The sequence below is a fragment of the Rhizobium sp. P38BS-XIX genome (genome assembly GCF_012641435.1).
GTDB lineage: Bacteria > Pseudomonadota > Alphaproteobacteria > Rhizobiales > Rhizobiaceae > Rhizobium.
The window spans coordinates 573,253-600,130 of the sequence record NZ_JABAIJ010000002.1 but is presented as its reverse complement, the minus strand read 5'-3'; the positions used below and the strand labels follow the sequence as shown (position 1 = coordinate 600,130).

The following is a 26,878-nucleotide window of genomic DNA, read 5'->3' as shown; positions in this document are numbered from 1 at the left end:
ATTTCACAGGCAAAGCCGCGTTTAAGCGATGTGACTTAAAGATGACAAGACATTCCTTTTCCCTGAATCAGCTGAAACATGGCGAGGAGCCGGTGCGTATCGGCTTCTTCCTGGCACCCGACTATCCGTTGATGACTTTCTCGGCTGCGCTCGATTCACTGCGTCAGGGAAACCGGTTGATCAAGCGAAAGGCGTTTGAATGGGTGCTGATTTCCGTCGATGGCAAGGAGGCGAGATCGAGCAGCGGACTTGCCTTTCCGGTTGATTACGCCATGGCGCAGGCACCAAAATGCGATATCCTTTTCATCTGCGCCGGCGTCAATTACACCGAAAGCTATGATCCCACGCTGTTTTCCTGGCTGCGTCGCGTCTATTCCGAGGGCTGCGTTCTCGGAGGGGTCAGCACCGCTGTTTTCTATCTTGCAAGGGCAGGGCTGCTGGAGGGGAGGCGTTGTGCCATTCACTGGGAATCCTTGCCGTCCTTTCGCAGCGAGTTTCCCAATTGCCTTGCCACGGACGATATTTTCGCCGTCGATGGGCGCATAATCACCTCGTCCGGTGGCACAGTCACGCTTGACATGATGCTCTATCTCATCGCGGCAATTGAGGGCCGTGAGCTGGCCGAGCAGATTTCGGATCAGTTCAACCATCCTCGCATGCGACGTCAGGACGACGCTCAGCGCATGGCGCCGGAGGATCGGTTCGGCATCCGCAACGCCAAGCTAGGCTTCGTCATCCGCCGGATGGAGAGCAGCCTGTCGGAGCCAATCGAAATCTCGGAACTCGCCGAAAGCGTGAAGGTTTCACCTCGCCAGCTTGAACGGTTGTTTCGCGCCAATCTGAAGAAAAGTCCGTCGCAATTCTATATCGATCTGCGAATGGCTCGGGCCAAAGAGCTTTTGATTCATACAGATCTGAGCGTGGCCGACATTGCCGGGGTCTGCGGCTATGAATCTCCCTCGCATTTCAGTCGCTTTTATCGACAACATTTTCGCGAAAGCCCGATCTCCACCAGACGCTCGTAGTCGCTCGTGACTATGTAATCTACGGCTGTTAATTTTCCGAGGAAATCCGCTATTGGTGCAATGCAACATTGAGTCGGATTACGCACATCTCATGTCGGATGAGTGCATTCTGTCATTGCACTTATGGCTCTAGTTTTAGCTTCGACGGCGAAAACGGACGTTAGATCCGCGCATGTCGAAGCGGCAGGAAATCTGCCTCGCTTCGAGTTTTAAAAACAACGGGAACAGTTTGCTCGAACTCGGGAGACCATGGTTTTGCAGAAGAATCAGCATTCCTATATTCCAACACTTATCAAAGATCTTTCAGAAGGCAGCATCAATCGCAGAGACTTTTTGCGGAAGTCCACGCTTCTCGGTTTGTCTGCCGCCGCCGCCTATTCTCTCGCCGGCGTCGTCGATCCTTCCAGTGCAGCCAAGGCCGATGAGATGCCTAAGGGCGGCAATCTGCGTATCGGCATGCGCTGTATGGAGATCAAGGATCCACATCTGGCCGATTTCGCGGAAAAGTCGAATGTCATCCGCCAGGTCTGCGAATATCTGACGTTTACCGACCGCAACAACATCACCCATCCCTATCTATTGGAAAAATGGGATGTCAGCGACGATCTGAAAACTTGGACGCTGCATGTCCGCAAGGGTGTGAAGTGGCGCAAGGGCGGGCGTGAGCTGAATGCGGACGATGTCGTCTGGAACTTGAAGCGCGTCAGCGACCCCAAAGTCGGCTCGTCGGTTCTCGGCCTCTTTACCGGCTATCTGGTCCAGGAATATGATGGCGGCGAGAAGGACGAGAAGGGCAATCCGAAGAAGTCGAGCAAGCTGTGGTCCGACAATGCGATCGAGAAGGTCGATGACCACACGGTGCGCCTGAATTGCTTCGCGCCGCAAATCGCGGTGCCTGAACATCTCTATCACTACCCGATGTTCATTCTCGATCCGGCCGACAGCGGTTCTTTCGGCCCCGATGCCAACGGCACGGGCCCGTTCGAGATGACGGAATATACGGTTGGCAAAGGCGCAAAATATAAGGCACGCACCGACTATTGGGGTACCGGCCCTTATCTTTCAACGTTCGAATTCGTCGATCTTGGCGACAACCCGGGCGCTGGCATTGCAGCTGTTGCTTCCAAGCAGGTCGATGGTCTGTCTGAAGCCGACGCCGTTCAGATCAGCTCGATGAAGAACTTCCCGCATGTGGCAGTGTACAAGGTCGAGACGACCCAGACGGTTGTCGCTCGAATGCACCCGGATGTGGAGCAGTTCAAGGACAAACGCGTTCGCCAGGCCATGCGATATGCCATCGATCGCGAGAAGGTCATCCAGACATCGCTATTGGGCGCGGGTACTCCGGCGGAAGACCATCATGTCGCGCCGTCTCATCCCGAATATGCACCTCTCCCGAAATATCCGCGCGATATCGAGAAAGCCAAGAAGTTGCTCGCCGATGCCGGTTATCCGAACGGCTTCGAATTCGACATGGTGACGCGTCCCGATCCGATCTGGGAGCTGAACACGGCGCAGGTTCTGGCCGAACAGTTCAAGGATATCGGCGTCAAAATCAACATCAAGTCGCTGCCGAGCGCGCAATATTGGGAAGTCTGGACTTCGGCGCCCTTCAGCCTTACGGCCTGGGGCCATCGTCCGCTCGCCATCATGACACTGTCGTTGGCTTATCGCTCCAACGCTGCGTGGAACGAATCGCACTACGCCAATCCTGACTTCGACAAGCTGCTGACTCAGGCGGAAGGCATCCTCGATCCAAAGGAACGCAGCAAAGTCATCGAGAAGATCGAACTGATCATGCAGGACGACGGGCCGATCGTTCAGCCTTTCTGGCGCATCTTCTCGACCGTGATGGACAAGAAGGTAATGGGCTTCGAGCTCCATCCTTCGCAGTATATCTTCGCACATCAATACGCGATCTCCGCCTGATCAAGCGGCGCCATGATTGCCCGGTTTGTTCCGGGCGATCCCTTTAAAGGCCCGTGAGAAACCCGGACGGATCTTGCAATGTCGAAATTCCTTCTAAAACGGCTGATCATGATGCTGCTCACCATGCTGTGCGCATCGTTCCTGGTCTTCGCCGTCTGCGAATTCACCCCCGGCAGCGTCGCGCGCAAGTCGCTCGGCCCCTTTGCCACACAGCAGCAGGTCGATCTCCTGACCGAGAAGCTGAAAGCCAACGATCCGTTGCCGGTGCGCTATGGCCGCTGGCTCGGCGTGCTCGTCGGTGCCATCCCCGATCCGCTGCAGGACCCGAGCACCGGGCTCAATTTCAAGGATCCGCGCGGGGCGCAGTATTTCGGCAATTTCGGCTATTCCACGCTGAACAAGTTGCCCGTCAACGACGTGATCTGGAACAGACTTGGGAACACGGCGATTCTCGCCGGTCTGGCCTTCCTGCTGATCGTACCGCTATCGATCATCTTCGGCATATTGTCGGGTCTGAAGGAGGGCGGCGTACTGGACCGCACGTTGACCGTCATCTGCATCATCTTCACCTCCATTCCGGAGTTCGCATCCGGTGTCTTCCTGGTCACTCTCTTCGTCATTCTCTGGCCGATCCTGCCGGGAACGAGTCCGCTCAATAGCGATGGCGGATGGCCGGTGCCCTACCAGTTTGTGCTGCCGGTCGCCGTGCTCGTCATCTACGATTTCGGCTATGTCGCCCGTATGATCCGCGTCTCGATGATAGGCGTCATGGAGCGGCCCTATATCCGCACCGCCGTGCTGAAAGGCATGAGCACCCGCCGCATGGTGCTTGGCCATGCGCTGCGCAACGCCATGATCGCGCCCTTCACCGTACTGCTCCTGCAGATCAACTTCCTGATTAGCGGCGTGGTCGTTACCGAGCTCGTCTTCGCCTATCCGGGCTTCGGTCGGCTGATCCTCGACGCAAGCCTCTTCGGCGACATCGCGACGCTTGAGGCGGCTACTCTGATCACTGTTGCCGTCGCCGTTGTGACGCAGTTGCTCGGCGATCTCGGCTACATGCTGCTCGATCCACGTATCCGGGTGAGGTAATCCATGGCACTCCAAGACAATATAGCCGGGATCAAGGCCACTGCCGTCAAGCGTGCTGCACGGCCGAGCTGGATGCGGATCTTTCATTCCAAGACAGCGATCGTCGGCCTGTTCCTCGTCGTCTTCTGGGTGGCCGCGGCCGTTCTCGCGCCGATCCTGCCGCTGCCGTCTCCAACGGATTCGGATGCGATGGCGATGGGCAATCCCTTTCCATCGGCTGCCCATTGGCTTGGCACCGATATTCTCGGCCGCGATGTCCTGTCCCGCCTGATCTTTGGCGCGCGCACCGTGCTCTTCGTGGCGCCGCTGTCGGTCGCGGTCGCCATGGTCGTCGGCATCGCCATGGGCATGGTCGCCGGCTACTACGGTGGCTGGATCGATACGCTGATCAGCCGCTTTTCCGATATCATTCTCGCCTTCCCGGTTCTCGTGATCTATGTGATCCTGATCGCCAATATCGGGCCGTCGGTCCTCAATATCGTGATCGCGACGACGATCGCTTCCTCGCCCGGCATCGGCCGCATCACGCGCGGCCTCGTTCTCGGCCTCAAGGAGCAGGAGTATATCGCCGCGGCGAAGCTCAGGGCGGAAAGCACGCTCTACATCATGCTCATCGAGCTCCTGCCGAACTGCCGCAGCCTGCTGATCGTCGATGCCTGCCTGCGCATCGGCTATACGATCATCACCATTGGTATCCTGGGCTTCCTCGGCCTTGGCCTGCCGCCGCCGAATCCGGATTGGGGCGGCATGGTCAAGGAAAGCGTCACCGTTCTCAATGTCTGGCCGCTCATGTCGCTCATTCCGTCCGCCGCCCTTGTCAGTCTCGTTCTCGGCTTCAATCTTCTGGCCGATGGCATGCGTGAGGCATGGAAGCCATGAATCTGTCCGTCTCCAACCTGCAAGGGGCCGCCATGTCCGACGCTCCAAACTCCGATCTCGAACCGTTGCTCGATATCAGGGACCTCAGGATCGAGTTTCGCGGCAAGACCGAGACAGTGGTCGCAGTGCCTAAACTATCCTTTGCCGTTCGTCCGGGCGAAAGCTATGGCCTCGTTGGCGAATCCGGCTGCGGCAAGAGCACGACGGCGATGGCGATCATGGGCTATCTCGGCGCGACCGGCGTGATCGCCGGCGGCAGCATCCGCTTCGATGGCCGGGAGCTCGTCGACGCCAGGGAAAAGGAACTCCGCGCAATTCGCGGCCGGCGCATCGCCATGGTCTATCAGGACCCGATGAGCGCGCTCAACCCGGTGAAGACGATCGGATCACAGCTTGCCGAGGTGCCGCTTCTGCATCTCGGATCGACGAAGGCGGAGGCGATGGAAATGGCCGCCGCCATGCTCGACGACGTTCGACTGCCGGATGCCGGCGATATGCTGAAGCGCTATCCGCATCAGCTCTCAGGTGGCCAACAACAGCGCGTCGTCATCGCTATGGCGCTGCTGGCACGACCTTCGCTGCTTTTGCTGGACGAACCGACGACCGGCCTCGACGTGACAGTCGAAGCCGCCGTCATCGATCTGATTGGCGAGCTTCGTCGCCGCTATTCCACCAGCCTGCTTTTCATCTCGCACAACCTCGGACTGATTGCCGAGACCTGCGATCGCGTCGGGATTATGTACTCCGGCGAGATGGTGGAGGAGGGTACGACCGGCGATCTCTTCCGTAAGCCACGCCACCCCTATACGCAGGGGTTGATCGACTGCATTCCGGATATCGGCAGCGACAAGCGCAGCCGCGCGCTCGCCGCCATCCCCGGCCATATTCCGCTGCCGCAGGAGCGGCCGGCCGGCTGCTTCTTCGCGCCGCGCTGTGCAGGTTTTAGCGCCGGGCTTTGCGACAGGTCGGACCTCGCGCTGACGGAGGCGGGCCCCGGCCATCTGGTGCGCTGCACCCGCTGGCCCGACATGGAACGCGCGGTCGGAAGGCTGCCTTCGGAGCCTGGCCAGGTCGTGGCCAAGGAAGAGGCGATCGCGCTCTCCGACGTCACGAAGCTTTACCGGATCGGCGCCGACAGGACCGTCAAGGCAAACGAGGCCATTTCCTTCGGCGCCCGCAAGGCCGAGATCGTTGCCCTGGTCGGTGAATCCGGCTGCGGAAAATCGACCCTTGCCCGCATTGTCACCGGGTTGGACAGCGCGACATCGGGCTCGATCCGTATGGCGGGCGAGAATATCGCCGAGCTGCAGGCGCGGCAGCGGCCGCGCAGCATGCTGCAATCGATCCAGATGATCTTCCAGAATCCGGACAGCACGCTTAATCCCTCCCATTCGGCTGCGTTCTCCATTCGCCGTTCGATCAAGAAATTTGGCATTCGCAAGGGCAAGGCCGCGATTGACGAGCGGGTGCGCGAGCTGCTGGAGATGGTACGCCTCTCCCCGTCAGTCGCCGATCGCAAGCCGAACCAGCTCTCCGGCGGGCAGAAGCAACGCATTGCGATCGCTCGCGCCTTTGCTGCCGATCCATCACTGATCGTCGCCGATGAGCCGGTTTCCGCTCTGGATGTCTCCGTACAGGCGGCGGTCGTCACGCTGCTTCTCGATATCCAGAAGGAGAAGCACACCACGATGCTCTTCATTAGCCACGATCTCGCGCTGGTGCGGCATATCGCCGATAAGGTCGTCGTGATGTATCTCGGCAAGGTCATGGAGCAGGGCACCGTTGAGGAGGTGTTCGGCCGCGGCACGCATCCTTATACCGAAGCCCTGATTTCGGCGATCCGCAGCCCCAAAGTTGACGAAGAGCCGCGCGAGCGGATCCGACTCACCGGCGAAACGCCGAGCCCGGTCAACGTGCCGGCCGGCTGTCGATTCGCAACCCGCTGCCACCGCAAGGTCGGCGGGATCTGCGATACAGTCACGCCACCGATCCGGCAAATGTCCGAAACGCATCAGATCGCCTGTCATATCGAGGAGGACCGGCTGCGCGCCGAGCTCCCCGTCTATGCAGGAGTGACAGGGAAACACGGATGAGTTCCGACACCTCCATCGAGGCAAGCTTCTGGAAGAGGGCGGCGCGCTTCCGCGCGCTCGTGCCCGTCATGTTGGCGATCTGCGTCATAGGCACGGGAAACAGCCTGCTGACAACCTCGGTTTCGCTGAGCCTGAGCGAGCCCGGCATCAATCCGGGCATTGTACAGCTTCTGTTGACCGGCTTTCCCGTGGGCTTTCTGGCCGGCTGCCTCGCGGCGCGTTTTCTGGTCGCCCGCTTCGGGCATCGTGTCACGTTTCTGGCGGTCACGTTCCTCGCCGCCTTCGCCGGCTTTGGCTATATGGCGACGACAGCCACGCCGGTCTGGCTTGTTCTGCGCTTCTTCAGCGGCTTCGCGATGGCGGTCATGTTCGTTGTCTCCGAAAGCTGGATCAATCTCTACGCCGACGAGCGCAATCGCGGCGCCTATTTCTCGCTTTACATGATGATGACCTCACTCGCCGTGCTCTTCGGCCAGTTGCTGGTGGAAGCCGCGGGTCCGCATTCGCCGCATCTTTTCCTGATGGGCGCCGTGACGATCACGGCAGGCGCGCTCTATTGCCGGTTCGCGGGGCGCCCCTGGCCGGCGCTGCCGGTTCGTCCCGGCGAGTTGCTGCAGGCCGATGTCTCGGCCGCGGATCAGCGCTATGGCCTCTGGAAGCTCGCCGTTCTCGCGCCGGTCACGATCATCGCGGTCTTCCAGGCGGGCATGACGAACATGAATGTCTTCGCTCTGACGCCGCTTTACGGCGCCAAGATTGCGCTTCCAGCCTCGACGACGATCGGGTTGGTAACGGCTTTCAGCATGGGCGGCATGCTGGCCCAGACACCGGTGGGCTGGCTGTCCGATCGGCTTGACCGACGCTGGATGCTTCTTGTCCAGGGAGGGCTTGCCGCCGCGCTCTGCGCCGCCATTATCATGCTTGCAAACCGCTACGTGCCGGTACTTTTCGTGCTCTTCTTTCTCTATGGCGCCACCGCTCTGACGATCTATCCCGTCGGCATTGCGTTTGCCAATTCGCAGATCGACAGCCGCCACATGGTATCGGCGTCGGGCGGCCTGCTGCTGCTCTATTCGATCGGCAATGTCATGACGCCTGGTATCGCCGCCGGCCTGATGGACTACATGGCGCCCTATGCGCTTTTCATCATGCTCGGCAGTGGCGCCGCGCTCGTCTCCCTCGGTGCTTCTTTCAATCTTCGGCGCAGAGTCTCACCGCAGATCGCCGATGTCGCGACCGATTACCTGGCTTCCGGAGTCAACCAATGACCAAAGACATTCCGTTCGATCTTGTCATTCGCGGTGGCCGCGTCGTGCTTGCGGACGAAACCCGCGAGGTCGATCTCGGCATCCGAGACGGCAGGCTTGCCGCGATCGCCAAGGACCTTCCAAATGGCAAAGAGGAGATCTCGGCCGAAGGCCGCCTGGTTTTGCCGGGTGGCGTCGACAGTCACTGCCACATGGACCAGCAGCCCTGGGAAGGAAAGGCGACTGCCGACGATTTCAACACCGGCACGCTCTCCGCACTTTGCGGCGGCACAACCACGGTTGTTCCCTTCGCCATGCAGATGCGCGGCCAGTCCCTCCGCGACATCGTCGAGGATTATCACGAGCGGGCGCGGCCGAAGGCCCATATCGACTACGGCATTCATCTGATCGTCGGCGATCCGTCTCCCGACGTGTTGCGCGATGAGATCCCGGCGCTGATCGCCGACGGCTGCACCTCAATGAAGATCTATCTGACCTATGACGGTCTGAAGCTCGACGACTACGAGGTCCTGAACGTGCTGGATCTTGCTCGCTCGCATGGCGCGATGGTCATGGTTCATGCTGAAAACGACGCGTGTATCCGCTGGCTGACGGAAAAATTCATTGCCGCCCGCAAGACGCAGTTGCGCTACCACGAAAAGGCCCATTCCGAAATCGGCGACCGTGAGGCGACCTATCGTGCCATCAGCCTGTCGGAACTGATCGAGACGCCGATCCTCGTCAGTCATGTCGCTGCCGGCGGCGCGGTGGAGGAAATCCGGCGGGCCAAGGCGAGGGGCCTGCCGATCTACGCAGAGACCTGCCCGCAATATCTCTTTCTCTCGGCCGAGGACATCGATACGCATGATCTCTCCGGCTCGAAATGCGTCTGCACCCCGCCGCCGCGCGACAAGTCGAACCAGCCCGATATCTGGCGCGGCATTCTCGACGGCACGCTCGAGGTTTTCTCGTCGGACCATTCGCCCTGGAATTACGCGGACAAGATTGCCGGCGGCCCGAACACACCGTTCAACCGCATCCCGAACGGCATTCCGGGCATCGAGACGCGTTTGGCGCTGCTCTTTTCGGCCGGCGTCAATGGCGGACGCATGTCGCTGCAGAAATTTGTCGATCTGACCTCCGCAGCCCCTGCGCGTCTCTTCGGTCTCTATCCGCGCAAAGGACTGATCGCGGTCGGCGCGGATGCCGATATCGCCATCTGGGACCCGGATCGCGTCGTCACCATCAGTAACAGTATGCTGCATCACGCGACCGACCATACGCCCTATGAGGGGCAGACGGTGCGCGGCTGGCCGATTATGACGATCTCGCGTGGCGAACTCGTCTGGAACGACGGAGAGGTTCTGTCGCGGCCGGGTCGCGGCCAGTTCATCCCGCGCCTGCGGCCCTTCCCGCCGCAGCAAGGGCTCTCCAAGGTGCTGGCATCATGACGTCGCCGTCCGATCCTCTGGCAGCGCGGTTTGCGGGCAAGGTCATCCTGATCACAGGGGCGACCAGCGGCATCGGTGCCGCCATCGCACGCCGCTGCCTTGCAGAGGGTGCCAGCGTCGTCTGCGCCGACCATGCTGAAGACGCCGCCGTCAATCTGGTCGAGGAACTCGGCTCTCGCGCTCTTGCCGTACGCTGCGACGTCACCGACGGACGTTCGATGGAGCGCGTGCTCGATACGGTGCGCGGCAGATTCGGACGATTGGACGGTCTGGTTCACAACGCGGCCGCGCCATCGCTGGATGGAACTGTGGTCGATCTGAGTGAGGAGCAATGGCGTCGCGAGCTTGATGTCAGCCTGACAGGCGCCTTCCTGGCGGCGAAGTTTGCGCTGCCCCTGATGATTTCGGGCGGTGGCGGATCCGTGGTGTTGATCGCCTCGCAATTCGCGCATGTGGCGACGGGCAAGGCGGTTGCCTATTGCGCGGCCAAGGCAGGCCTCGTTCATCTCGCGAAGGCCATGGCGGTCGATCACGCAGGTGAGGGCATACGGGTGAACAGCTTGTCGCCGGGTGCGGTGGCGACGCCGCGGCTGCTGCAACGCTGGCCGGACCTCGAGGCGGCCGATCGGCAACTCGGTCCGGCGCATCTGCTCGGCCGCATCGCGCAGCCGGACGAGATCGCGACCGCGACCGCCTTCCTGCTTTCCGCCGACGCCTCCTTCGTGACCGGCACGGATCTACTCGTCGATGGCGGCTATGCGGTGCGTTGAACAAATGATTGCAATGATCTGGATTGGATTTTGAAATGACCCTTCTCGTTACCGGCGGTACAGGCTTCGTCATGAGCGTCGTGGTGCGCACCTGGCTGGATCGCAATCCGGCAGCCCGCGCCGTCATTCTCGATCGCTCCGGTCTGGACGCCATGGCCGAGCGTTATTTCGCGCCTGTCCGCGACCGGCTCTCCGTCATCACCGCCGATATCTGTGATCCCTCGCAGTGGTCGGCGGCGCTTGATGCGCACGATGTCAGCGTCATCGTCCATGGCGCGACGATCACGCCGATCTCGCGCGGCAGTGCGGCCGAGGCCAAGCGTCAGCCGGAAGCGGAGGCGCCGGCGAAGATCGTCGACGTCAACCTGATGGGCACGGTTCATATGCTGGAATGGGCGCGCATCCGTCCGTCCGTCAAGCGCTTCATCTATGTCAGCTCAGGCTCCGTCTACCGTCATCATGGACCGGATTGGGCCGAGCCCTTGCCGGAAGACGGCTACGTGGCGCCGCTGACACTGTACGGCATCTCGAAATTCGCCTCTGAGATGGTCGTCAACCGCTATGCCGATCTCTTTGGCATGTCCGCGCTCAGCGTTCGCCTTGCCTCCGTCTACGGTACGATGGATCGCGCGACTGAGAGCCGCAATTTCCGCCATGTGCCAAACAAGGTGGCGCATATGGCGCTGGCGGGCGAGGTGATCCGGCCCAACAGCCTGGAATCGGTCGGCGACTACGTGCATTCCGCCGACGTCGGTAACGCCGTCGTGGCGCTGCTCACGGCGTCGCGTCTTCGCTATCGTCACTACAATATCGGCAGCGGTCGCACCTCGACGACGGGTGATATCGTCGATTGGGCCCGCGAACGTGTGCCGAGCCTGAAGGTCGAAGTCAGTCCACATGAGACGGCCAACGTTATCCAGGATTCGACGCTCAAGGACGGCATGTGGGGGGAATATGATCTCGCCCGTATCGAGCGTGATACGGATTGGCGCCCGCGTCCGGCCAAGGAAGCCTTCCACGACTACATGGACTGGATCGTCGCGAATGAGGGCGTATCCGGGGAGATGAAATAATGTGGTCAGCCCTCAAACTTGAAAATACGGAACGCCAGCCGCGCGATTTCATCGGCTACGGGCCGAAGCCGCCTTTCATGAGTTGGCCTGACGGTGTCAAGCTCGCGATCAATCTGGTGCTGAACTACGAGGAAGGCTCGGAATATTCCTGGCTGGAAGACGGGCGAAACGACAATTGGGGCGAGTACAATATTCCGAATAGCCCGCCCGTCCGGGATCTCGGTACCGAGACGCATTTCGAATATGGTAGCCGCGCCGGTGTTTGGCGCCTGGCGCGCCTCTTCGATCGCTACGACATCCCGATCACCGTTTCGGCCTGCGCCGTGGCGTTGGAGAAGAACCCTGCAGTTGTCGAATGGATGAATGCGCGCGGCCATGATCTGCTTGGCCACGGCCTGCGCTGGAGCGAATATTCGACCATCGAGCGCGAGGATGAGGAGCGCCAGCTGCACGAAGCGATCGCGCTCTACAAGAGGCTGACCGGTCGTCGGCCGATGGGATGGAATTGCCGATCTTTCCCAAGCGTCAACACCCGCGATCTGATCGTGAAGGAAGGGGGCTTCCTTTATTACTCCGATCCCTGCAACGACGATCTGCCCTATTTCATGGATCATGACGGCACGCGCCTGCTCGTTGTTCCCTATTCCAAGACGCTGAATGACAGCCGCTATCTGATTGCGCCCGGTTACAGCAATCCGCGCGATTTCGCCGAAGATTGCCGTTCCGCCATCGACTACATGATCGGCGAGGCGGACGAGACCGGAGGCCGCATGCTGACGATCGGTGTGCATGCGCGCTGGATGGGCCAGCCGAACCGCGCCTCGGGCCTGCGCGACGTCATCGAACATGTCCAGAAGACACCGGGCGCTGCCTTTATGCGGCGCGAGGATATCGCCCGCCACTGGCTCGAAAATCACGAGGCCTTTGGCCGCAATGCGTGATGGGATCGAGCCGTTGACGGAAATGAGGAAAGAACGAGGCATGAGGGGCACGGATATGAACGGCGCCGAGGTGGTCGCCTCCATCCTGAAGCAGGAGGGCGTCAAGCACATCATCGGCTTTCCGAACAGCGAACTATTTGACGCCTTGGCAGATCTCGATATCCCCCCCGTCATCACCCGGACGCCACGCGTCGCCGTTAATATTGCCGAGGGCTACGCGCGAACGACGGCCGGGCGCGAGCTTGCCGTCGTGACGGTGCAATATGGGCCTGGTGCGGAAAGCGCTTTCGGCGGCATCGCGCAAGCCTTCAACGATCGCGCTCCGATCCTCTTCTTGCCAACGGGCTATCCGCGTGGATCGGAAGCCGTGGCGCCGAATTTCGAGTCGAGCCGCAATTTTCGTCATGTGACGAAGTGGTGCGAGGCGGTCACGCGTGTCGAGCATCTGCCGAAGTTGATGCATTCCGCGATTTCGCGTGTTCGCAACGGCCGCCCGGCACCTGTCCTGCTCGAGCTGCCCGTCGATTTGCTGGCCGAGCGGCACGCACCTTCAACCGATCCCTATTTGAAGCCACGGCGCAGCGTGCCGCAGGCCGATAGCGGCGAGATCGCCGAGTTGGTCGAGACGTTGCTTGCGGCGAAGAACCCTGTCGTCTTCGCGGGGCAGGGCGTTCTTGCGGCCTCTGCCTCGCAGGAGCTGGTGGAATTTGCCGAGCTGTTCCGCATCCCGGTGATGACGACGCCGAACGGCAAGAGCGGCTTTCCGGAAAACCATCCATTGGCGCTCGGTACGGCCGGACGCGCGCGGCCTGCGACCGTCGATCATTTCATGGACAAGGCCGATGTCGTGCTGGCGCTTGGCACCAGCCTGACCCGCTCGCACTACATCCTGCCGATCGCCAAGGACAAGGTGCTGCTGCAGGTGACGATCGACGAGGGCGACCTCGGCAAGGACTATGCGATCGCACAGGGCGCAGTCGGCGATGTGCGCTCAGTTCTTCGCCAGATGACCGCGCTTGTTGGCGAGAAGCGTCTCGTTGTTCCGGCGCGAGCCGGAATGGAAGAGGAAATTCGCGGCATTCGCGCCACATTCATGGAGCGGTGGATGCCGCTCCTGACGGCGGATGGAGAGCCGATCTCGCCCTATCGCGTCGTTTGGGAAATCATGCGCGCGGTCGATCCGGCAAAGACGATCATGACCCATGATGCCGGCAATCCGCGCGATCAGTTCAGCCCCTTCTACGAGACGACCGTGCCCGGCAGCTATATCGGCTGGGGCAAGACCACGCAGCTCGGCAGCGGTCTCGGCTTTGCGCTCGGCGCCAAGCTCGCCCGGCCGGAGGCGACGGTCGTCAATCTGATGGGGGAAGCAGCCTTCGGTATGGTCGGGATCGATTTCGAAACCGCGATCCGCTGCCATCTGCCCATCTTGACCATTGTGTTACGCAACAACGTGCTCGGCGGTTATGCTGCGAGTATGCCGATCGCAACACGGAAATATGGGGCAAACCGCATGTCGGGCGCGTATGCGCCGATCGCAGAAGCACTCGGCGGCTATGGCGAATGCGTCACGTCGTCGTCGGATCTGCGGCCAGCGCTCATGCGTGCCCTTGCCAAAGTTGCGGCCGGGCAGGCGGCTCTGCTCGAGGTCGTGACCCATGAGGAACCGCGCCTGCCGGGTTTGTGCTGACGGCGGGTGGAGAGCGGCATGTTCGATACGATCATATCAGGCGCAACAATCGTCAATGCAGCCGGCAACGTCAGGGGCAATGTCGCTATCCGCGGCGGCCGTGTTGCGGCAATCCTTCCGCCTGCGGATCTGGCCGAAGCCCGTACTATCGTTGATGCCAATGGCTGCCATCTCCTGCCGGGTCTCGTCGATGTGCATGCGCATTTGCGTGAACCGGGACTAACTCACAAGGAAGACTTCGACAGCGGTACGCGCGCCGCTGCCCTCGGCGGTGTGACGACCGTGCTCGACATGCCAACCGATGATCCCTGGACCGCGACGGCCGATCAGCTTGCCGCAAAAATGGAGACGGCGAAGGGACGCATCCATGTGGACGTCGGTTTCCAGGCTGTCATCAGCAGAAATACAGATCTGCTGCGCGGACTAGTGGATCTGCGTCCGGTTTCCCTGGAACTCTTTACTGCGGATGTGCCTGAGGCCTTCATGTTTGAAAGCATGGATGCGGTCGCAGAGATGGTGAAATGGCTCGACGGGCGCGAGATGCTGATCGGCATTTCGCCTGGGGATCAATCGATCCTTGCGGGCAGCGGCTCGCGAAATCCAGCGGGCGACATCGCTGCATTTCTGCAAAGCCGCCCACCGCTTGCGGAAGCATCCGGTCTCGCACGCGCTGTTCTGGCTGCGGCGGGAACGAAAGTGAGCATCCATGTACGCCAGGTCAACTCCGCGCTGGGCGTCTCTGCGTGGCGGCGGTTGCGCGATATGGCGGATGCAACGATCGAGACAACGCCCCAGAATTTCTTTTTCACCAGCGCCGATTACGAGAGGTTGGGTGCGGGCCTAAAGGGCTCGCCGCCTTTCCGGGCGCCCAGCGATGTCGAGGCGTTGCGCGCTGCACTTTCCGAGGGCCTGATCGATATCGTCGGCACCGATCACGCGCCACACAGCCCCGCCGAGAAAGCGACGAGCTACACCGCGTTCGCCGACATTCCCGGCGGAATGCCAGGTCTGCAGACGCTTCTTGCGACGATGCTCCGGTTGATCGAGGAGGATGTGATCAATTTCAACGATCTCGTGCGCATGTCCTCTTTCAATCCGGCCAGGCGCTTTGGTCTCGGTCGCTCGAAGGGTGCGATCGCGGTTGGTTGTGATGCGGATATCCTGGTCGTCGACCGCCGTCGAACGAGTGAAATAACAGATGCCCAACAGGTTTCACGCGCCGCCTACACACCATTCGCCGGATGGATCATTCCAGGAACACTGACGCGCGTCTTCTTGAGGGGCGAAGAGATCGTTCACGACGGAAAACTCGTTTCCGAAAGACGCGGCAGCGTCGTCACCCGAGAAAGCTGAGGAGCAGCCAATGCCCATGCTGCAGAACAGAATAGCGATCGTCACCGGAGCAAGCTCCGGCTTGGGTCGCGCCATCGCCTTGCGCTACGCCGCCGAGGGTGCCCGCATCGTTATTGCCGATACGATCGAGACGCCAATCGAAGGCGGCGAAACGACCTTGGACAGAATTCTTGCCGGCGGAGGCGAGGCGCGTTTTGTGCGCACCGATATTGGCGACTGGAATGCCGTCGATCATCTCGTCAACGAAACCGTCAGCCACTTTGGCCGCCTCGATGTGATGGTCAACAACGCAGCGATCTACACATCGACCAACTTGTTGGAGACGACGCCGGAGCAATGGGCTCGCGTCATCGGCGTCAACCTCACGGGCTTTTTCTATTGCTGCAAGAGGGCTGCGCAACAATTCCTGATCCAAGAGCCGGTGGGTGAGGCGCGGGGACGCATCATCAACATTTCCTCACAGCACGGAATGGTCGCCTGTCCCGGAGATTTTCCCTATGGGGTCAGCAAAGGCGGGATCGTGCAGATGACACGGCAGATCGCGGTCGATCACGCTGACGATCTTATCATCTGCAACGCGGTCGCGCCGGGCAAAATCGTCACGGGTAAGCCCGGGGTCGCCAATGATCCCGACGCGCTCGACTATTCGCGCCGTCGCACCCCCTGGCCCCGACTCGGCGCCCCGGACGACGTCGCCGGCGCAGCGCTTTTCCTGGCAAGTGACATGTCGAGTTACATGACCGGTATCAACCTCATGGTCGACGGCGGCTGGATGGCCGCCTGACACGCAACAAAGAGCCGGCTGTCTGCCGGAAAATGAAAGGAAGCACACATGGATCTGGGACTGAAAGGAAAGACAGCGCTCATCCTCGGCGCGGGCGGCGGCCTTGGCAGCGCGATTGCCAAGACGCTGGCGGCCGAAGGCAGTCGCGTCGCCGTCGCCGATATCAACAAGGAGGCCGCTGAACGGACGGTGGCCGAAGTCGAAGCGAGTGGCGGCAGCGCCATGGCGCTCGCCTGGGATCTCGGCGATGTCGGGATTGTCGCATCGAACCTTTCGGCCATCGAAGCCCGGTTTGGATCTGTGGATATCCTCGTCAACATCACCGGCGGCCCACCGCCGACGCTGGTCGCGGGCCAGAGCCCTGAGAGCTGGCGCAAGCATTTCGACAGCATGGTACTGTCCGTCATCGCCATTAGCGACGCTGTGTTGCCGAAGATGCGCGAGAAGAAATGGGGCCGGATCATCACCTCTACATCTTCCGGGGTCGTCGCGCCCATTCCGAACCTGGGGTTATCGAACGCGTTGCGAATGTCACTGCTCGGCTGGTCGAAGACCCTTGCCGGGGAAGTCGGCCGCGATGGCGTCACCGTCAATATCGTGCTGCCCGGCCGCGTGGCGACGCAGCGCATTACCTTCCTTGATGAGCAAAAGGCAAAGCGTGAAGGTCGGTCAGTCGAGGAAGTCTCGGCGCAAAGCACTGCTTCCATACCCATTGGCCGTTATGGCGATCCACGAGAATATGCCGACGTGGTGACCTTCCTTGCGAGCGAACGCGCATCATACGTAACTGGGAGCATATTGAGGATAGACGGTGGTCTGATCGCGAGCGTTTAAAGCGACCCCGCGGTCGGCATCGCGGATTGCAGACCTGAAGCGATCGATCAAGCCCTTCGTGGATCGGGACCCGTGCGTTGGTTCTCGATCCCGGCTGGCGTACAGCTTTTGATGTCGGAGCTCATCTTATCGGTGCGGGACACTCGATCGGCTTGAAAAGCCTCGTGCTGGCATTCGGGTCAGGTGGCATCCGCCAGCTTGTACGCCTTATCCAGGTAGGTTTGGTCAATCCACCGATCGTAATTGACTGAACCCTTGAGAAGCTTCGCTTCCGACATAAAGGCCTCTTCGCCCTTCAGCGATTGAATTGCGGCATCCGTAATGCGTGGATCCTGGTAGAAATGCCCATCGCCATAGGTCTTTCGAACTGCCTTTTCGGAGGACTTCGTCTCCTGGGAGAAGATCTTGATCGTCTCGTCCGGATGGGCTTCTGACCAGCGAGCAAGCTCGATGTCGACCTTCAACAGGCGAGTGACAATATCGGGATAATTGCGCGCAAAGTCGCCATTCGCGGAGATGATATAGGGTGCGGCCCATTCCGGATGGTCGTTCGCATCAAGCAGAACACGGGCCTGACCGGCTTCAACCAATTTCGCCGCCACATCCTCGGTCTCGACGATCGCGTCAACGTCGCCACGCACAAGCGCCGGGCCGGAGGCATCGAATGCCATGTTGAGGGAATCCAGATCATTAGTGGTCAAGCCGACCGAGCGCAATGCCTTACTGAAAATGGAATGGCGCACCGTGCCAAACAGATAGCCGACCTTCTTGCCTTTCAGATCGGCCACGGTCTTGAAGGGTGCGTCGGCGCGAACGATAATTGCCGAGCCATCAGCCTTGGCGAAGCTCGACAGGCCGATTGCGTTCACATCGGCACCCGAGGCTGCGACCCGTAACGCTGGATTGTTGCCGGTGTAGGTTATTTCGATAGCTCCCGTTGCAAGCGCGGTCGTTGCCTCCGAACCACCATTTGTGAAGACGACGAGCTCGACCTTGATGCTGTCCTTCGAAAACTCCTTGTCGAACGCGCCGTTGTGTCGCGCCAGAATAAACTTCAGATGGCCGGGCGCCGTGCTGCCGATCCGGATCAAGGATGGCTTGCCGTCTGCGAAAGCGGGTACTGAAATCGCGGTCAGCGCGAGGGGGGCGGCGGCCATTCCCTGCAGGAAGTTTCGGCGGCGGATCGATAGAACCATGATGGTGTATCCTTTGGAAAGTTATCAGAAGCCCGATTGATCGGAATGGCTCTTCCATGCGGTCGACCAGCGTTCGAACCAAACCAGAAGATAATTCACGAAGAGACCGATCCCGGTCATTGTCAGGATGCCCGCATACATGTCCGCCGTTTGCATCATGAGTTGCGACTGCTGGATGAGAAAACCGAGGCCCGATTTGGCCGCCAGCATCTCGGCGCCGATCACCGCAAAAATAGAGGATTTTACGGCGAGCTTCATGCCCGAGACGATCGACGGAATGCTGGCTGGCAGAATGACTTTGCGAAACAGGTCGATATCGGACGTGCCCATCGATCGCGCCGCCTTGACGAGGAGTGGATCGACCGACTTGACCCCCGATATCGTATTGACGAGCAGAAAGAAGATCGAGGAATAGAATGTGATGGCGATCTTGGAAGCCTCGCCGATGCCAAGCAGAAGAATGAAGACCGGCAGAAGTGCGAATTGCGAGGTGTTGCGCAGGGTCTGAACAAGCAGGTCCGATATCTTCTCAAACGTCGGATAGCGCCCCATGATAAAGCCGAGCGGAATGGCCACGACAACGGCAAGCATAAAGCCCGCCGCGGCACGTTCAAGACTTATCCCGATATTGCCGACAAGCGAGCCGTCAAGCAGCATCGCATACCAGGCCACGCAGACTTCACTTAAGGGAGGGAAGAAAATCCGGTTCAGCCATCCGAGCCGAGGCGCGATCTCCCATAACCCGAAGAACGCGATCAGGAGCGGCACGCCGTAGAGGTAGGACGGTATCTGCCTGTCGGCTCGATTCCTCTTGGTGGAGTTGTGGCGAGATGCGGTTCGTCCGATCGAAAGCCGGTCCGTGTCTGCCGTTGTCTTGTTGGTGACATATGCCATGATACCTGCTCCCGAAATCAATGCGCCAAAGGCGATGAAAAAGCGCCGTCGCGTTGCGCCTTGCTGACTTCGTCGCGAAGCGCCTCCCAGACCTGTGCGCGATGAATATTGAATTCGCTTGAGGCACGAATGTCCGCATCGCGTGGGCGTGGCAGGTCAATATCGATAATTTCCTTCACACGGCCGGGGCGCGCGGTCATGATGACGATGCGGTCGGCGAGGAAAATCGCCTCATCGATGGAATGGGTGACGAAGACCACGGTTGTCTTGATCTTCTCCCAAATCTTGAGGAGCTCGCCCTGAAGGATGTCGCGCGTCTGTGCATCGAGCGCCGCAAAGGGCTCATCCATCAAGAGGACTTCCGGCTCGGTTGCCAGCGCGCGGGCGATCGCGACACGCTGCTGCATGCCGCCTGACAGTTGGTTCGGATAGCGATCCTCAAAGCCTGAAAGGCCGAAAAGTGCCAGAAAATGTCGCGCTCGTTGATTGCGCTCGCGCTTTCCAACGCCGCGCACTTCGAGAGCGTACTCTATATTGGAAAGTGCCGTGCGCCAGGGAAACAGCGCGTATTGCTGAAAGACATACCCTGTCTTCGGATCAGGTTTGGCGATGATGTTTCCATCAAGGCTAACCACACCGTCCGAGGCTTGCGTCAGGCCGCCGATGATGTCGAGCAAGACTGATTTGCCGCTACCGCTCGGTCCGACCAGCGTGATAAACTCACCCTTGCGGATCGACAGGTCGACGCCGTTAAGAACGGTAAGCCGATCGGACGGACGGCCGTCGATCACGACGTTCTGTCCATTCTTTAATTGGAACGTCTTGCGTACGTCCGTGACGGTAATACGGTCCATTGAGCGAGCTCCGTGATTATACTTGCGCGACACGGATCCGATGCGTCGGATCAAATTGCGAGCCTGCGGGCTTGCCGCGTTTCCAGCCGAGTGCACGTGCGTAAATGCCAAAAAGGCCGCGGTCTTGAACCTCGGCTTCGCTGATGCCTGTTGGTCCATCCGCCTGTTCGGCGACATAGAGCGCATCGGTCGGACAGTAGATTTCGCAAAGATAGCAAGTCTGGCAATCGTCCTGCCGGGCGATGACGGGGATGCCGTCCGTCCTGTCGAAAACATCGGCCGGACAGACTTTCACGCAGATGTCGCACTCGATACAGCGATTTGCCGACACGATCTCGATCATGACGCGAGCTCCCCTTGAGACTGGCCGCGAGCCCGATCGGGATCAGGGCCTATGGCGACGTCGTCCACTCCGCTCAGCACAATCCGGTGAACGAAGTTCGGATTGCTAGCCGTCAAATCGCTGCGGCGATGCAATCCGCGGCTTTCCTGCCTCGAAAGCGCGGCCAAAAGTGACCAGCGCCCGGACGCGGCAATGCTCGCAGCCTCGCGCGCGCGAAGCCGATCTTGGCCTTCACCGGAAAGATGGTCCCGCACATCGGCCCACAGGCTTTCCAACCGGCGGCGACTGCTTTCGAGCCGGTTGCCGTCGCGAAAGTAATTCTTTTCCAGGGGAATGACTTCCGCGCGCACGCGATCGACAACGTCCTTCGCCAGAAGATCGGGCCTCGCGTGGCTTGTCGGGCGCAAGCCGACCCTGCCGAGCGCGCGAGATGTATGGCGAAACGACTTGCGTCCGTCGCGTCTGGCAAATGTCGCGGCGCCTTGGCCCGACCACCAGCCGCTGGCGATGGCCCAGCTGGAATTCGGTCCGCCGCCGCCTGACGTTGCACCAGTCAGGTTCTCGCGGCTGGCCGCATCGCCGGCGACATATAGGCCCGTCACATCGGTGCCGCAGTCGGAGGTGGCGATACGGATGCCACCCGTTCCTCGCACCGTCCCTTCGGCCTTCAAGGTCACACGAAAAAGATCCTTGAACGGATCGATACCCATTCGGTCATAAGGTGTGAAACAGTTCGGCTGACCCCGCCGCAACCAGTCCTGCAGCGCGGGCTCCGCCATGTCCAGCCGGGCGTAGACAGGGGCGTCAATCATCGCTTTGGCAATATCCCGCTCGCGCTCGCTGATCCCATTGGACAGATGCTCGCCATTGCCGTCGACGAGCGGCGAGCCGTCCTCGCGATAGAATGTCGCCCATCGAAAAGGTAGGCCCTTGTTCAGGGACGAGCCGTGGGGCGCCATCGTGTATTTGCCGGTGAATTCCATTCCCGAAAGGCTGGCGCCTGCCTCTGCCGCCATGAGATATCCGTCGCCGGTTAGGGTCGTTGCTCCGAGTATCCGTTCGCCAAAAGCGCAGCCACCGGTCGCGACAACCACAGCCTTGGCATCCACGCGCCAGTCGCGCCCGCGCTGTCTGTCGATACCAGCCGCGCCGGTGACAGCTTCGCCATCCGAAAGAAGCTCCAGCGCCGGATGGTGGTCGAGTACGGTGACCTTTGAGAGCAGCACGCGGCGGCGCATGAAGGCCATGTAGTCGGGTCCACGCAGGTTGGCGATATAGAGCGTGCCATCATCTTCGCTGGGAAAGGGATAGCCCCATTCCGATAGCTTCAGCAGGTTTTCGTAGGCGCCGTCGACACAACGCAGCATCCAGCGTTGGTCTGCAAGTCCGCCGGTTCGCTCAAAGCGGCGCTCAATGACCTGCTGCCGGCCTTCACCCGGTGGAACATACCATGTGCCGGTGTTGGAAGGCGCCGTCGCACCGCTCGTTCCCAGGTAGCCTTTGTCGGCCAGCACGACGCGTGCCCCGGCTTCCGCCGCAGCCAGTGCCGCCCATGCGCCAGCCGGGCCGCCGCCAATGACCAGCACGTCCGTTTGCAGATGAAGGGCCTCGCCACCGGTTAATTTATTACGCTCTGGAAACATGGTCACCCATTCTTGAAACGCGACGCAGGCAAGTGGCGCCGAGCGGCTCGGCCCCATTCGCACACGCTGACTGCCTACGGCAGCCCCGCGAGTGCTGGCGCGCGGGCTGCGTCTGCTGCGATGCTGGATGGGTTGATATCCGCATGTCGTCCCTGAGATTTGAGCCAATCGTGAAAGCCATCCGCATCGAACATTTGAGCGGACGTCACATATTGTCTATAAAATCTATGGTTTAAAACGAATTATATTTCCAATCCGGGGCGAAGATTGGTATTCTGTGTTTTTCGTGAGAGGAGACCGTAGGCCTCGTTCCGAGGCATTGCCGGACAGAAGGCAACATCGAGCGGCATGAAAAAACGCGCTCGAGTTTATTGCAAGCGGCAAAACTGGAATATGCGTAAGGTTAACACCCAGCTAGTCTTGTCCGGGCGACGCTTGCGAAACGAATAGTATCCGACTTTTGAAAGGCCATATGGAAGAGCTTCTTGCACTTCAAAACAATCGTATCCTTATCAGCCGATCAACGGAAAATGAAGGTATAGCGGCGCTAACGAGAAGCGGGACTAACCGATCGTTCTAGGCCCATTTGCAAACTCGGCTACATCTTCTTAAGTCATTTCTTTCAAAAGCCGCGGATCTGTGCAAAGTTCGGAGCCTGGAATGAGGCCATCGTCTCACACACCGAAAGGACGACAATGGCGCTGATCGACGACCTCTCCGAAACGCTGACACCGCTTGCCAGCCTGAAAAGCGCAACATCCGCCATCTGCAGTGCGTGCAACATGACGAGGTGATCGCTACAATCCGGTTGAGCGCCCGATCACTCATAGGATGTGAGGGAATAGCGGTCATACGTCTAGATGGCGACCTTTGCCATTACTTGGAGGAGGACGCTATCGGGCCTCTCTGGAAGGGACAGAGGTTTCCCATTCGCGCCTGTCTTTCCGGATGGTCGATGATCAACAGGCAGACGGTCGTCGTGCCCGATATCGACAAGGATGAACGGATCCCGACCGAGCTTTATCGGGGCACATTCGTGCGAGCCGTCGTGATGGCGCCTATTCGAAGGCACGATCCTGTTGGAGCGATCGGCGCCTATTGGTCGAAGCCTTACAAGCCGACGCAGTCGGAAATCGAGACGCTGGAGGCACTGGCGGAAGCTGCGGCGACCGCGGCTGAACATATCGGTTTTGCAGAGACAGAGGCGCTGGCGAAGCGTGCGGCTTTCGTTGACCAGAGTCTCAACGACTACCAGTCGGACATCGACGCCGTAGCTGGGATCGCGGCAGTTCCAACCATGCTGGACGTCGCGTTGCGGATGACTGGAATGGGCTTCGCCGCTATCGCACGGGTTACCGAGGCACGTTGGATCACCTGCAGCTCGCTCGACCACGTTGGATTCGGCTTGAATCCGGGCGACGAGCTTCCGATCGAGAGCACGCTTTGTAACGAAATACGAGACCACCGTCAGGTTATCGTGTTCGACGACGCCCAGACCTCCGATTTGTACCGGGACCATCACACGCCTCGCATCTACGGTCTGCGGAGCTACATCTCTATGCCTGTGATCCGGGCGGATGGCTCCTTCTGGGGAACTCTCTGTGCCATCGATCCGAAGCCGGCGAAGGTTGACAACCCGCAGGTGGTCGGCACGTTCAAGCTATTCGCAGAGCTAATCGCCCACCATCTGGACGCCGCCGACCGACTGCGTAAGACCGAGGCGTCGCTGCAGTGCGAGCGCGAGCTATCCGAATTGCGCGAGCAGTTCATTGCCGTGCTCGGTCACGACCTCCGCAAGCCGCTGGCGGCAGTCGACGCCGGGACGAGCCGTCTCCTCAAGGAAGGCTGGACCGCTGAAGCCCCCTGGTTTTGAACCTGATGAAGGCCAGCATTTCCCGCATGACCGGTCTCGTTGACAACATCATGGATCTGGCACGGGCGCGCCTCGGTGGTGGCATTTTCCTAGACCTGAACGAAGCCGATCTGACCGAGACGCTGCAGGTGGTCGTGGACGAGATCCGTTCCGCCCATCCGCACCGCGACATCCGTCTCGAGCTGAAATTTTCGCAGCCGGCAGTCGTGGACCGGGCTCGGATCGCGCAGTTGTTCTCCAACCTTGTTTCGAATGCTGTCAGCCATGGTGTCGCGGAGCAGCCGGTGGAGATTAGCGGCCACCAGAGCGAGCAGGGTATCGAGATATCGGTGCTCAACGGCGGCACCCCGATCCCTGCGAATGACATCCAGCGCTTGTTTCTTCCCTTCAAGCGCGGAGACGGCTCCCGTGGCGGCCACGGGCTCGGGCTCGGTCTTTACATCGCGCTGGAAATCGCCACGGCTCATGGCGGAACGATCGACGTGTCTTCGGACGAGACGGGAACAAGGTTTACCCTCAAGATGCCGACGCGACGTTAGAGATGCATGCGGACCTTAGAGAGCAGCTTGGCAGATCTTCGGGGAGCGGTTACTTTTTGCCGTCGCGGTGATCTTTTCACGGTTGCCGCGCCAGACGATCGCTCCTTTCCGAGCGATCTCGGTCATGTATGGAGTCCTAGCGCAAGGCCATAGGCAGAGCCGGCGAGGGCGCAGGCTGCCAGTACCCTGAGCATGCTGACCTTGAACCGGAACACGGCGATGACGGCTGCAACCGTCAGAACCAGCGCGGGCAAATTAACCGAACTCAGCACGGGAAGGTCCACCGACATCCCGAAGCCTTCGACCTTTCGAACCTCGGAGAACAGGACATGGAGAGCGAACCAGACGGCAAGATTGAGGATGATGCCGACAACGGCGGCTGTGATGGCCGACAGCGCGGACGACAGCGCCTTGTTGCGGCGGAGCGTCTCCATGAATGGCCCGCCGAGCAGGATCCATAGGAAGCAGGGAACGAAGGTGACCCAGGTCGTGAGGAGGCCGCCGAGCGTGCCGGCGAGCAGAGGCGACATCCCGCCCGGCGAGCGATAGGCACCCAAGAAACCGACGAACTGCGTAACCATGATCAGAGGGCCGGGCGTCGTCTCGGCTAGACCCAGGCCGTCCAGCATCTCGCCCGGTCTCAGCCAGCCATAGTGGTTGACCGCTTCCTGGGCGACGTAGGACAGGACCGCATAAGCGCCGCCGAAGGTCACCATCGCCATCTTCGAGAAGAAGACGGCGATGTCCGAGAAGACGTTGTGCTGCCCGACGAAGACGAACAGCAGCAGGATCGGCCCGAACCAGGCGATCGCGCCGACGACGGCGACCTTCAGGAGCCAGCGCGCGTTCGGACGAGTATGCTCGGGAATGCCCTCGCCGAGCAGGCTGTCGGCGTCGGCAAGGTACGTGCCGCCGGCATTCCCGTGACCGCCTCCAGGAGCGAAAGCCTTCCAACCGGCCTTGCCGCCGACGAAGCCGATCAGTCCCGCGGTAATCACGACCAGCGGGAAGGGGGCCTGGAAGAAGGCCAGCGCCACGAAGGCGGCTGCCGCCAGCCCGATCAGGACGTTGTTCTTCAGCGATCTGCTCCCGATGCGCAGGACCGCGCCGAGCACGATGGCGAGGACCGCAGCCTTCAGGCCAAAAAACAGCGCCTGCACCGCGCCGACGTTGCCGTAGAGCGCGTAGATCCAGCTCAGGCCCATGATCGCGATCGCACCCGGCAGGACGAACAGGGTGCCGGCGACGAGCGCGCCTTTCGTCTTGTGAAGCAGCCAGCCGATATAGACTGCGAGCTGCTGCGCTTCGGGTCCTGGAAGAAGCGTGCAGTAATTCAAGGCGTGGAGGAAACGATCGTCACCGATCCAACGCTTCTCCTCAACGATGATCCGGTGCATGACCGCGATCTGCCCTGCCGGGCCGCCGAAGCTCAGGGCGGCGACCCGTACCCAAACCTTGACGGCCTCGGAGAACGGCAGGCCGTGTTCGACTGCTTCGGGTGTCTTTGTTTCCTCGTTCATCACGGTCGCCATGTTATTGCCCCGCCCTGGCGTTCGGCCAGTTATGCGTTTCGGCGGTCGCATCCCGGCACCATCGGTAGAAGGCGTCGTAAAGGGTCATTCCCGCTTCCAGTTGTTCAAGATCGTCGTTGTACATGCGCGACAGGCCGAGAGAGGCCGCCAGCAGGCCCGGCACCTCCGGCGCAAGGTCCGGCTGGTCGGTGTCGGCGCCTCTTACGATCTTTGCGAGATGGAGGAGAGGGTCGGATTGCAGGCCGAATTCCTCGACCATGACGTCGAAGGTGCAGAGTTCGCCTCGGTGGGACCAGAACACGTCCTCGACGTCGAAGGGCGTCGCAGCGAAGCGGTCGCCGACCAGCGACACCTCGGAAGCCGGCACGAAGAGGAAGACGGCGGAAGGATCGACGAAACGGCGGATCAGCCACGGGCAGGCGATGCGGTCGATCTTTGGGCGCGAGCGGGTCACCCAGACCGTGCGGCCCCGCTTGTCTCGAGACGGAATCCTATTCACCGGAACGAGAATACCGTCGGCCTTCCTCCAGGCCTCGAAACCTCCTTCGAGAACCTCGGCCTCGCTTCCGGCATGTCTCAGCGGGTCTAAGGACGCGATTCTTCGGCCGTAGCCTCGTGGGGCGATCGCTGCCCCATAAAGTTAGGATCGCAAAGCATCATCGTGGAGTCAAGCTTCGCTTATCCAACGGGGAGTGGTGTTGATCGCATGCGGAGACGAAAGTCGATAAAGAGCGAATGATACGATTGCGGCTCAGCGGATGAGGCGCAGCGACGAAGGGGATGGTTGCGATGATGGCAGGACTTGTCCGCTGCCGCTACGAGAAGGCGAGCCTGCGCCAATCT

At 60.5% G+C, this 26,878-nt stretch carries 22 protein-coding genes and 1 pseudogene; 16 read left to right on the top strand and 7 right to left on the bottom strand.

Going from position 1 to position 26,878, the window contains the following annotated elements:
* Positions 1-41 precede the first annotated feature (41 nt).
* The 14 genes from HGP17_RS11985 to HGP17_RS11920 all read left to right on the top strand — a co-directional run bounded on the left by HGP17_RS11985 (position 42) and on the right by HGP17_RS11920 (position 17,161).
* Entirely contained in the window at positions 42-1,025 is a 984-nt protein-coding gene (locus tag HGP17_RS11985; RefSeq protein ID WP_168809058.1) for a GlxA family transcriptional regulator, read from the top strand.
* Between the two features lie 333 nt (positions 1,026-1,358).
* Positions 1,359-2,954, top strand: a complete 1,596-nt coding sequence (locus tag HGP17_RS11980) for an ABC transporter substrate-binding protein (protein ID WP_246704038.1) — start codon at positions 1,359-1,361, stop codon at positions 2,952-2,954.
* A 78-nt stretch (positions 2,955-3,032) separates the two neighbouring features.
* On the top strand, positions 3,033-4,046 hold the full coding sequence (locus HGP17_RS11975) for an ABC transporter permease (protein ID WP_168809054.1): 1,014 nt from the start codon (positions 3,033-3,035) through the stop codon (positions 4,044-4,046).
* A gap of 3 nt (positions 4,047-4,049) precedes the next feature.
* A complete protein-coding gene (locus tag HGP17_RS11970; RefSeq protein ID WP_168809052.1) occupies positions 4,050-4,925 on the top strand; it encodes an ABC transporter permease in 876 nt (291 codons plus the stop codon).
* A complete protein-coding gene (locus tag HGP17_RS11965; protein WP_246704037.1) occupies positions 4,913-7,018 on the top strand; it encodes an ABC transporter ATP-binding protein in 2,106 nt (701 codons plus the stop codon). Before HGP17_RS11970 ends, HGP17_RS11965 begins: the two co-directional genes overlap by 13 nt.
* Complete coding sequence (locus HGP17_RS11960) at positions 7,015-8,286, top strand: MFS transporter (RefSeq protein ID WP_168809051.1); 1,272 nt, start codon at positions 7,015-7,017, stop codon at positions 8,284-8,286. Before HGP17_RS11965 ends, HGP17_RS11960 begins: the two co-directional genes overlap by 4 nt.
* Complete coding sequence (hydA, locus tag HGP17_RS11955) at positions 8,283-9,716, top strand: dihydropyrimidinase (RefSeq protein ID WP_168809049.1); 1,434 nt, start codon at positions 8,283-8,285, stop codon at positions 9,714-9,716. Before HGP17_RS11960 ends, hydA begins: the two co-directional genes overlap by 4 nt.
* On the top strand, positions 9,713-10,486 hold the full coding sequence (locus HGP17_RS11950; RefSeq protein ID WP_168809047.1) for an SDR family oxidoreductase: 774 nt from the start codon (positions 9,713-9,715) through the stop codon (positions 10,484-10,486). The genes hydA and HGP17_RS11950 overlap by 4 nt, the downstream gene beginning before the upstream one ends.
* Before the next feature lie 35 nt (positions 10,487-10,521).
* Positions 10,522-11,559, top strand: a complete 1,038-nt coding sequence (locus tag HGP17_RS11945; RefSeq protein ID WP_168809045.1) for an NAD(P)-dependent oxidoreductase — start codon at positions 10,522-10,524, stop codon at positions 11,557-11,559.
* On the top strand, positions 11,559-12,500 hold the full coding sequence (locus HGP17_RS11940) for an allantoinase PuuE (RefSeq protein ID WP_168809043.1): 942 nt from the start codon (positions 11,559-11,561) through the stop codon (positions 12,498-12,500). Before HGP17_RS11945 ends, HGP17_RS11940 begins: the two co-directional genes overlap by 1 nt.
* 40 nt (positions 12,501-12,540) lie before the next feature.
* Positions 12,541-14,190, top strand: coding sequence for a thiamine pyrophosphate-requiring protein (locus HGP17_RS11935; RefSeq protein ID WP_246704036.1), 1,650 nt, complete (start codon positions 12,541-12,543; stop codon positions 14,188-14,190).
* 18 nt (positions 14,191-14,208) lie between these two features.
* Positions 14,209-15,543, top strand: a complete 1,335-nt coding sequence (locus tag HGP17_RS11930) for a dihydroorotase family protein (RefSeq protein WP_168809039.1) — start codon at positions 14,209-14,211, stop codon at positions 15,541-15,543.
* Between the two features lie 10 nt (positions 15,544-15,553).
* Complete coding sequence (locus HGP17_RS11925) at positions 15,554-16,327, top strand: SDR family NAD(P)-dependent oxidoreductase (RefSeq protein ID WP_168809037.1); 774 nt, start codon at positions 15,554-15,556, stop codon at positions 16,325-16,327.
* Positions 16,328-16,375: 48 nt separating this feature from the next.
* Complete coding sequence (locus tag HGP17_RS11920) at positions 16,376-17,161, top strand: SDR family oxidoreductase (protein ID WP_168809035.1); 786 nt, start codon at positions 16,376-16,378, stop codon at positions 17,159-17,161.
* 179 nt (positions 17,162-17,340) lie between these two features.
* Here the strand turns inward: HGP17_RS11920 and HGP17_RS11915 are convergent, their stop codons facing one another.
* From HGP17_RS11915 to HGP17_RS11895, 5 genes are read right to left on the bottom strand one after another with little or no spacing between them, the layout of a single operon-like run.
* Positions 17,341-18,360, bottom strand: coding sequence for an aliphatic sulfonate ABC transporter substrate-binding protein (locus HGP17_RS11915; RefSeq protein WP_168809165.1), 1,020 nt, complete (start codon positions 18,358-18,360; stop codon positions 17,341-17,343).
* 21 nt (positions 18,361-18,381) lie between these two features.
* Positions 18,382-19,251: an ABC transporter permease gene (locus tag HGP17_RS11910; protein WP_168809033.1), complete on the bottom strand. Its 870-nt coding sequence runs from the start codon at positions 19,249-19,251 to the stop codon at positions 18,382-18,384.
* A 17-nt stretch (positions 19,252-19,268) separates the two neighbouring features.
* Positions 19,269-20,105, bottom strand: coding sequence for an ABC transporter ATP-binding protein (locus HGP17_RS11905; protein ID WP_168809031.1), 837 nt, complete (start codon positions 20,103-20,105; stop codon positions 19,269-19,271).
* A 16-nt stretch (positions 20,106-20,121) separates the two neighbouring features.
* Positions 20,122-20,448 carry a ferredoxin family protein gene (locus HGP17_RS11900; protein WP_168809030.1) on the bottom strand — a complete coding sequence of 109 codons (327 nt, stop codon included), beginning with the start codon at positions 20,446-20,448 and terminating at the stop codon, positions 20,122-20,124.
* Entirely contained in the window at positions 20,445-22,091 is a 1,647-nt protein-coding gene (locus HGP17_RS11895; RefSeq protein ID WP_168809028.1) for an FAD-binding protein, read from the bottom strand. Before HGP17_RS11895 ends, HGP17_RS11900 begins: the two co-directional genes overlap by 4 nt.
* A gap of 775 nt (positions 22,092-22,866) precedes the next feature.
* Here HGP17_RS11895 and HGP17_RS33690 point away from each other — a divergent pair.
* On the top strand, positions 22,867-23,964 hold the full coding sequence (locus HGP17_RS33690; protein ID WP_348648922.1) for a GAF domain-containing protein: 1,098 nt from the start codon (positions 22,867-22,869) through the stop codon (positions 23,962-23,964).
* A gap of 26 nt (positions 23,965-23,990) precedes the next feature.
* The gene (locus HGP17_RS33685) at positions 23,991-24,503 is read left to right on the top strand and encodes a HAMP domain-containing sensor histidine kinase (protein ID WP_246704035.1); all 513 of its coding nucleotides are present in this window, start codon (positions 23,991-23,993) and stop codon (positions 24,501-24,503) included.
* A gap of 122 nt (positions 24,504-24,625) precedes the next feature.
* Here HGP17_RS33685 and chrA read toward each other — a convergent pair whose 3' ends face one another.
* On the bottom strand, positions 24,626-26,023 hold the full coding sequence (gene chrA, locus HGP17_RS11880; RefSeq protein ID WP_246704034.1) for a chromate efflux transporter: 1,398 nt from the start codon (positions 26,021-26,023) through the stop codon (positions 24,626-24,628).
* A gap of 13 nt (positions 26,024-26,036) precedes the next feature.
* Positions 26,037-26,615, bottom strand: a pseudogene (locus tag HGP17_RS11875) (chromate resistance protein ChrB domain-containing protein); the annotation flags it as partial.
* Positions 26,616-26,878: the final 263 nt, after the last annotated feature.

Coding starts and splice junctions, on each gene's coding strand:
- HGP17_RS11965 (WP_246704037.1), top strand. CDS start 4,913: ATGGAAGCCATGAATCTGTCCGTCTCCAACCTGCAAGGGGCCGCCATG.
- HGP17_RS11920 (WP_168809035.1), top strand. CDS start 16,376: ATGGATCTGGGACTGAAAGGAAAGACAGCGCTCATCCTCGGCGCGGGC.
- HGP17_RS11945 (WP_168809045.1), top strand. CDS start 10,522: ATGACCCTTCTCGTTACCGGCGGTACAGGCTTCGTCATGAGCGTCGTG.
- HGP17_RS11940 (WP_168809043.1), top strand. CDS start 11,559: ATGTGGTCAGCCCTCAAACTTGAAAATACGGAACGCCAGCCGCGCGAT.
- hydA (WP_168809049.1), top strand. CDS start 8,283: ATGACCAAAGACATTCCGTTCGATCTTGTCATTCGCGGTGGCCGCGTC.
- HGP17_RS11900 (WP_168809030.1), bottom strand. CDS start 20,448: ATGATCGAGATCGTGTCGGCAAATCGCTGTATCGAGTGCGACATCTGC.
- HGP17_RS33685 (WP_246704035.1), top strand. CDS start 23,991: ATGACCGGTCTCGTTGACAACATCATGGATCTGGCACGGGCGCGCCTC.
- HGP17_RS11925 (WP_168809037.1), top strand. CDS start 15,554: ATGCCCATGCTGCAGAACAGAATAGCGATCGTCACCGGAGCAAGCTCC.
- HGP17_RS11970 (WP_168809052.1), top strand. CDS start 4,050: ATGGCACTCCAAGACAATATAGCCGGGATCAAGGCCACTGCCGTCAAG.
- HGP17_RS11960 (WP_168809051.1), top strand. CDS start 7,015: ATGAGTTCCGACACCTCCATCGAGGCAAGCTTCTGGAAGAGGGCGGCG.
- HGP17_RS11975 (WP_168809054.1), top strand. CDS start 3,033: ATGTCGAAATTCCTTCTAAAACGGCTGATCATGATGCTGCTCACCATG.
- HGP17_RS11895 (WP_168809028.1), bottom strand. CDS start 22,091: ATGTTTCCAGAGCGTAATAAATTAACCGGTGGCGAGGCCCTTCATCTG.
- HGP17_RS11935 (WP_246704036.1), top strand. CDS start 12,541: ATGAGGGGCACGGATATGAACGGCGCCGAGGTGGTCGCCTCCATCCTG.
- HGP17_RS11910 (WP_168809033.1), bottom strand. CDS start 19,251: ATGGCATATGTCACCAACAAGACAACGGCAGACACGGACCGGCTTTCG.
- chrA (WP_246704034.1), bottom strand. CDS start 26,023: ATGAACGAGGAAACAAAGACACCCGAAGCAGTCGAACACGGCCTGCCG.
- HGP17_RS11985 (WP_168809058.1), top strand. CDS start 42: ATGACAAGACATTCCTTTTCCCTGAATCAGCTGAAACATGGCGAGGAG.
- HGP17_RS11905 (WP_168809031.1), bottom strand. CDS start 20,105: ATGGACCGTATTACCGTCACGGACGTACGCAAGACGTTCCAATTAAAG.
- HGP17_RS11930 (WP_168809039.1), top strand. CDS start 14,209: ATGTTCGATACGATCATATCAGGCGCAACAATCGTCAATGCAGCCGGC.
- HGP17_RS11950 (WP_168809047.1), top strand. CDS start 9,713: ATGACGTCGCCGTCCGATCCTCTGGCAGCGCGGTTTGCGGGCAAGGTC.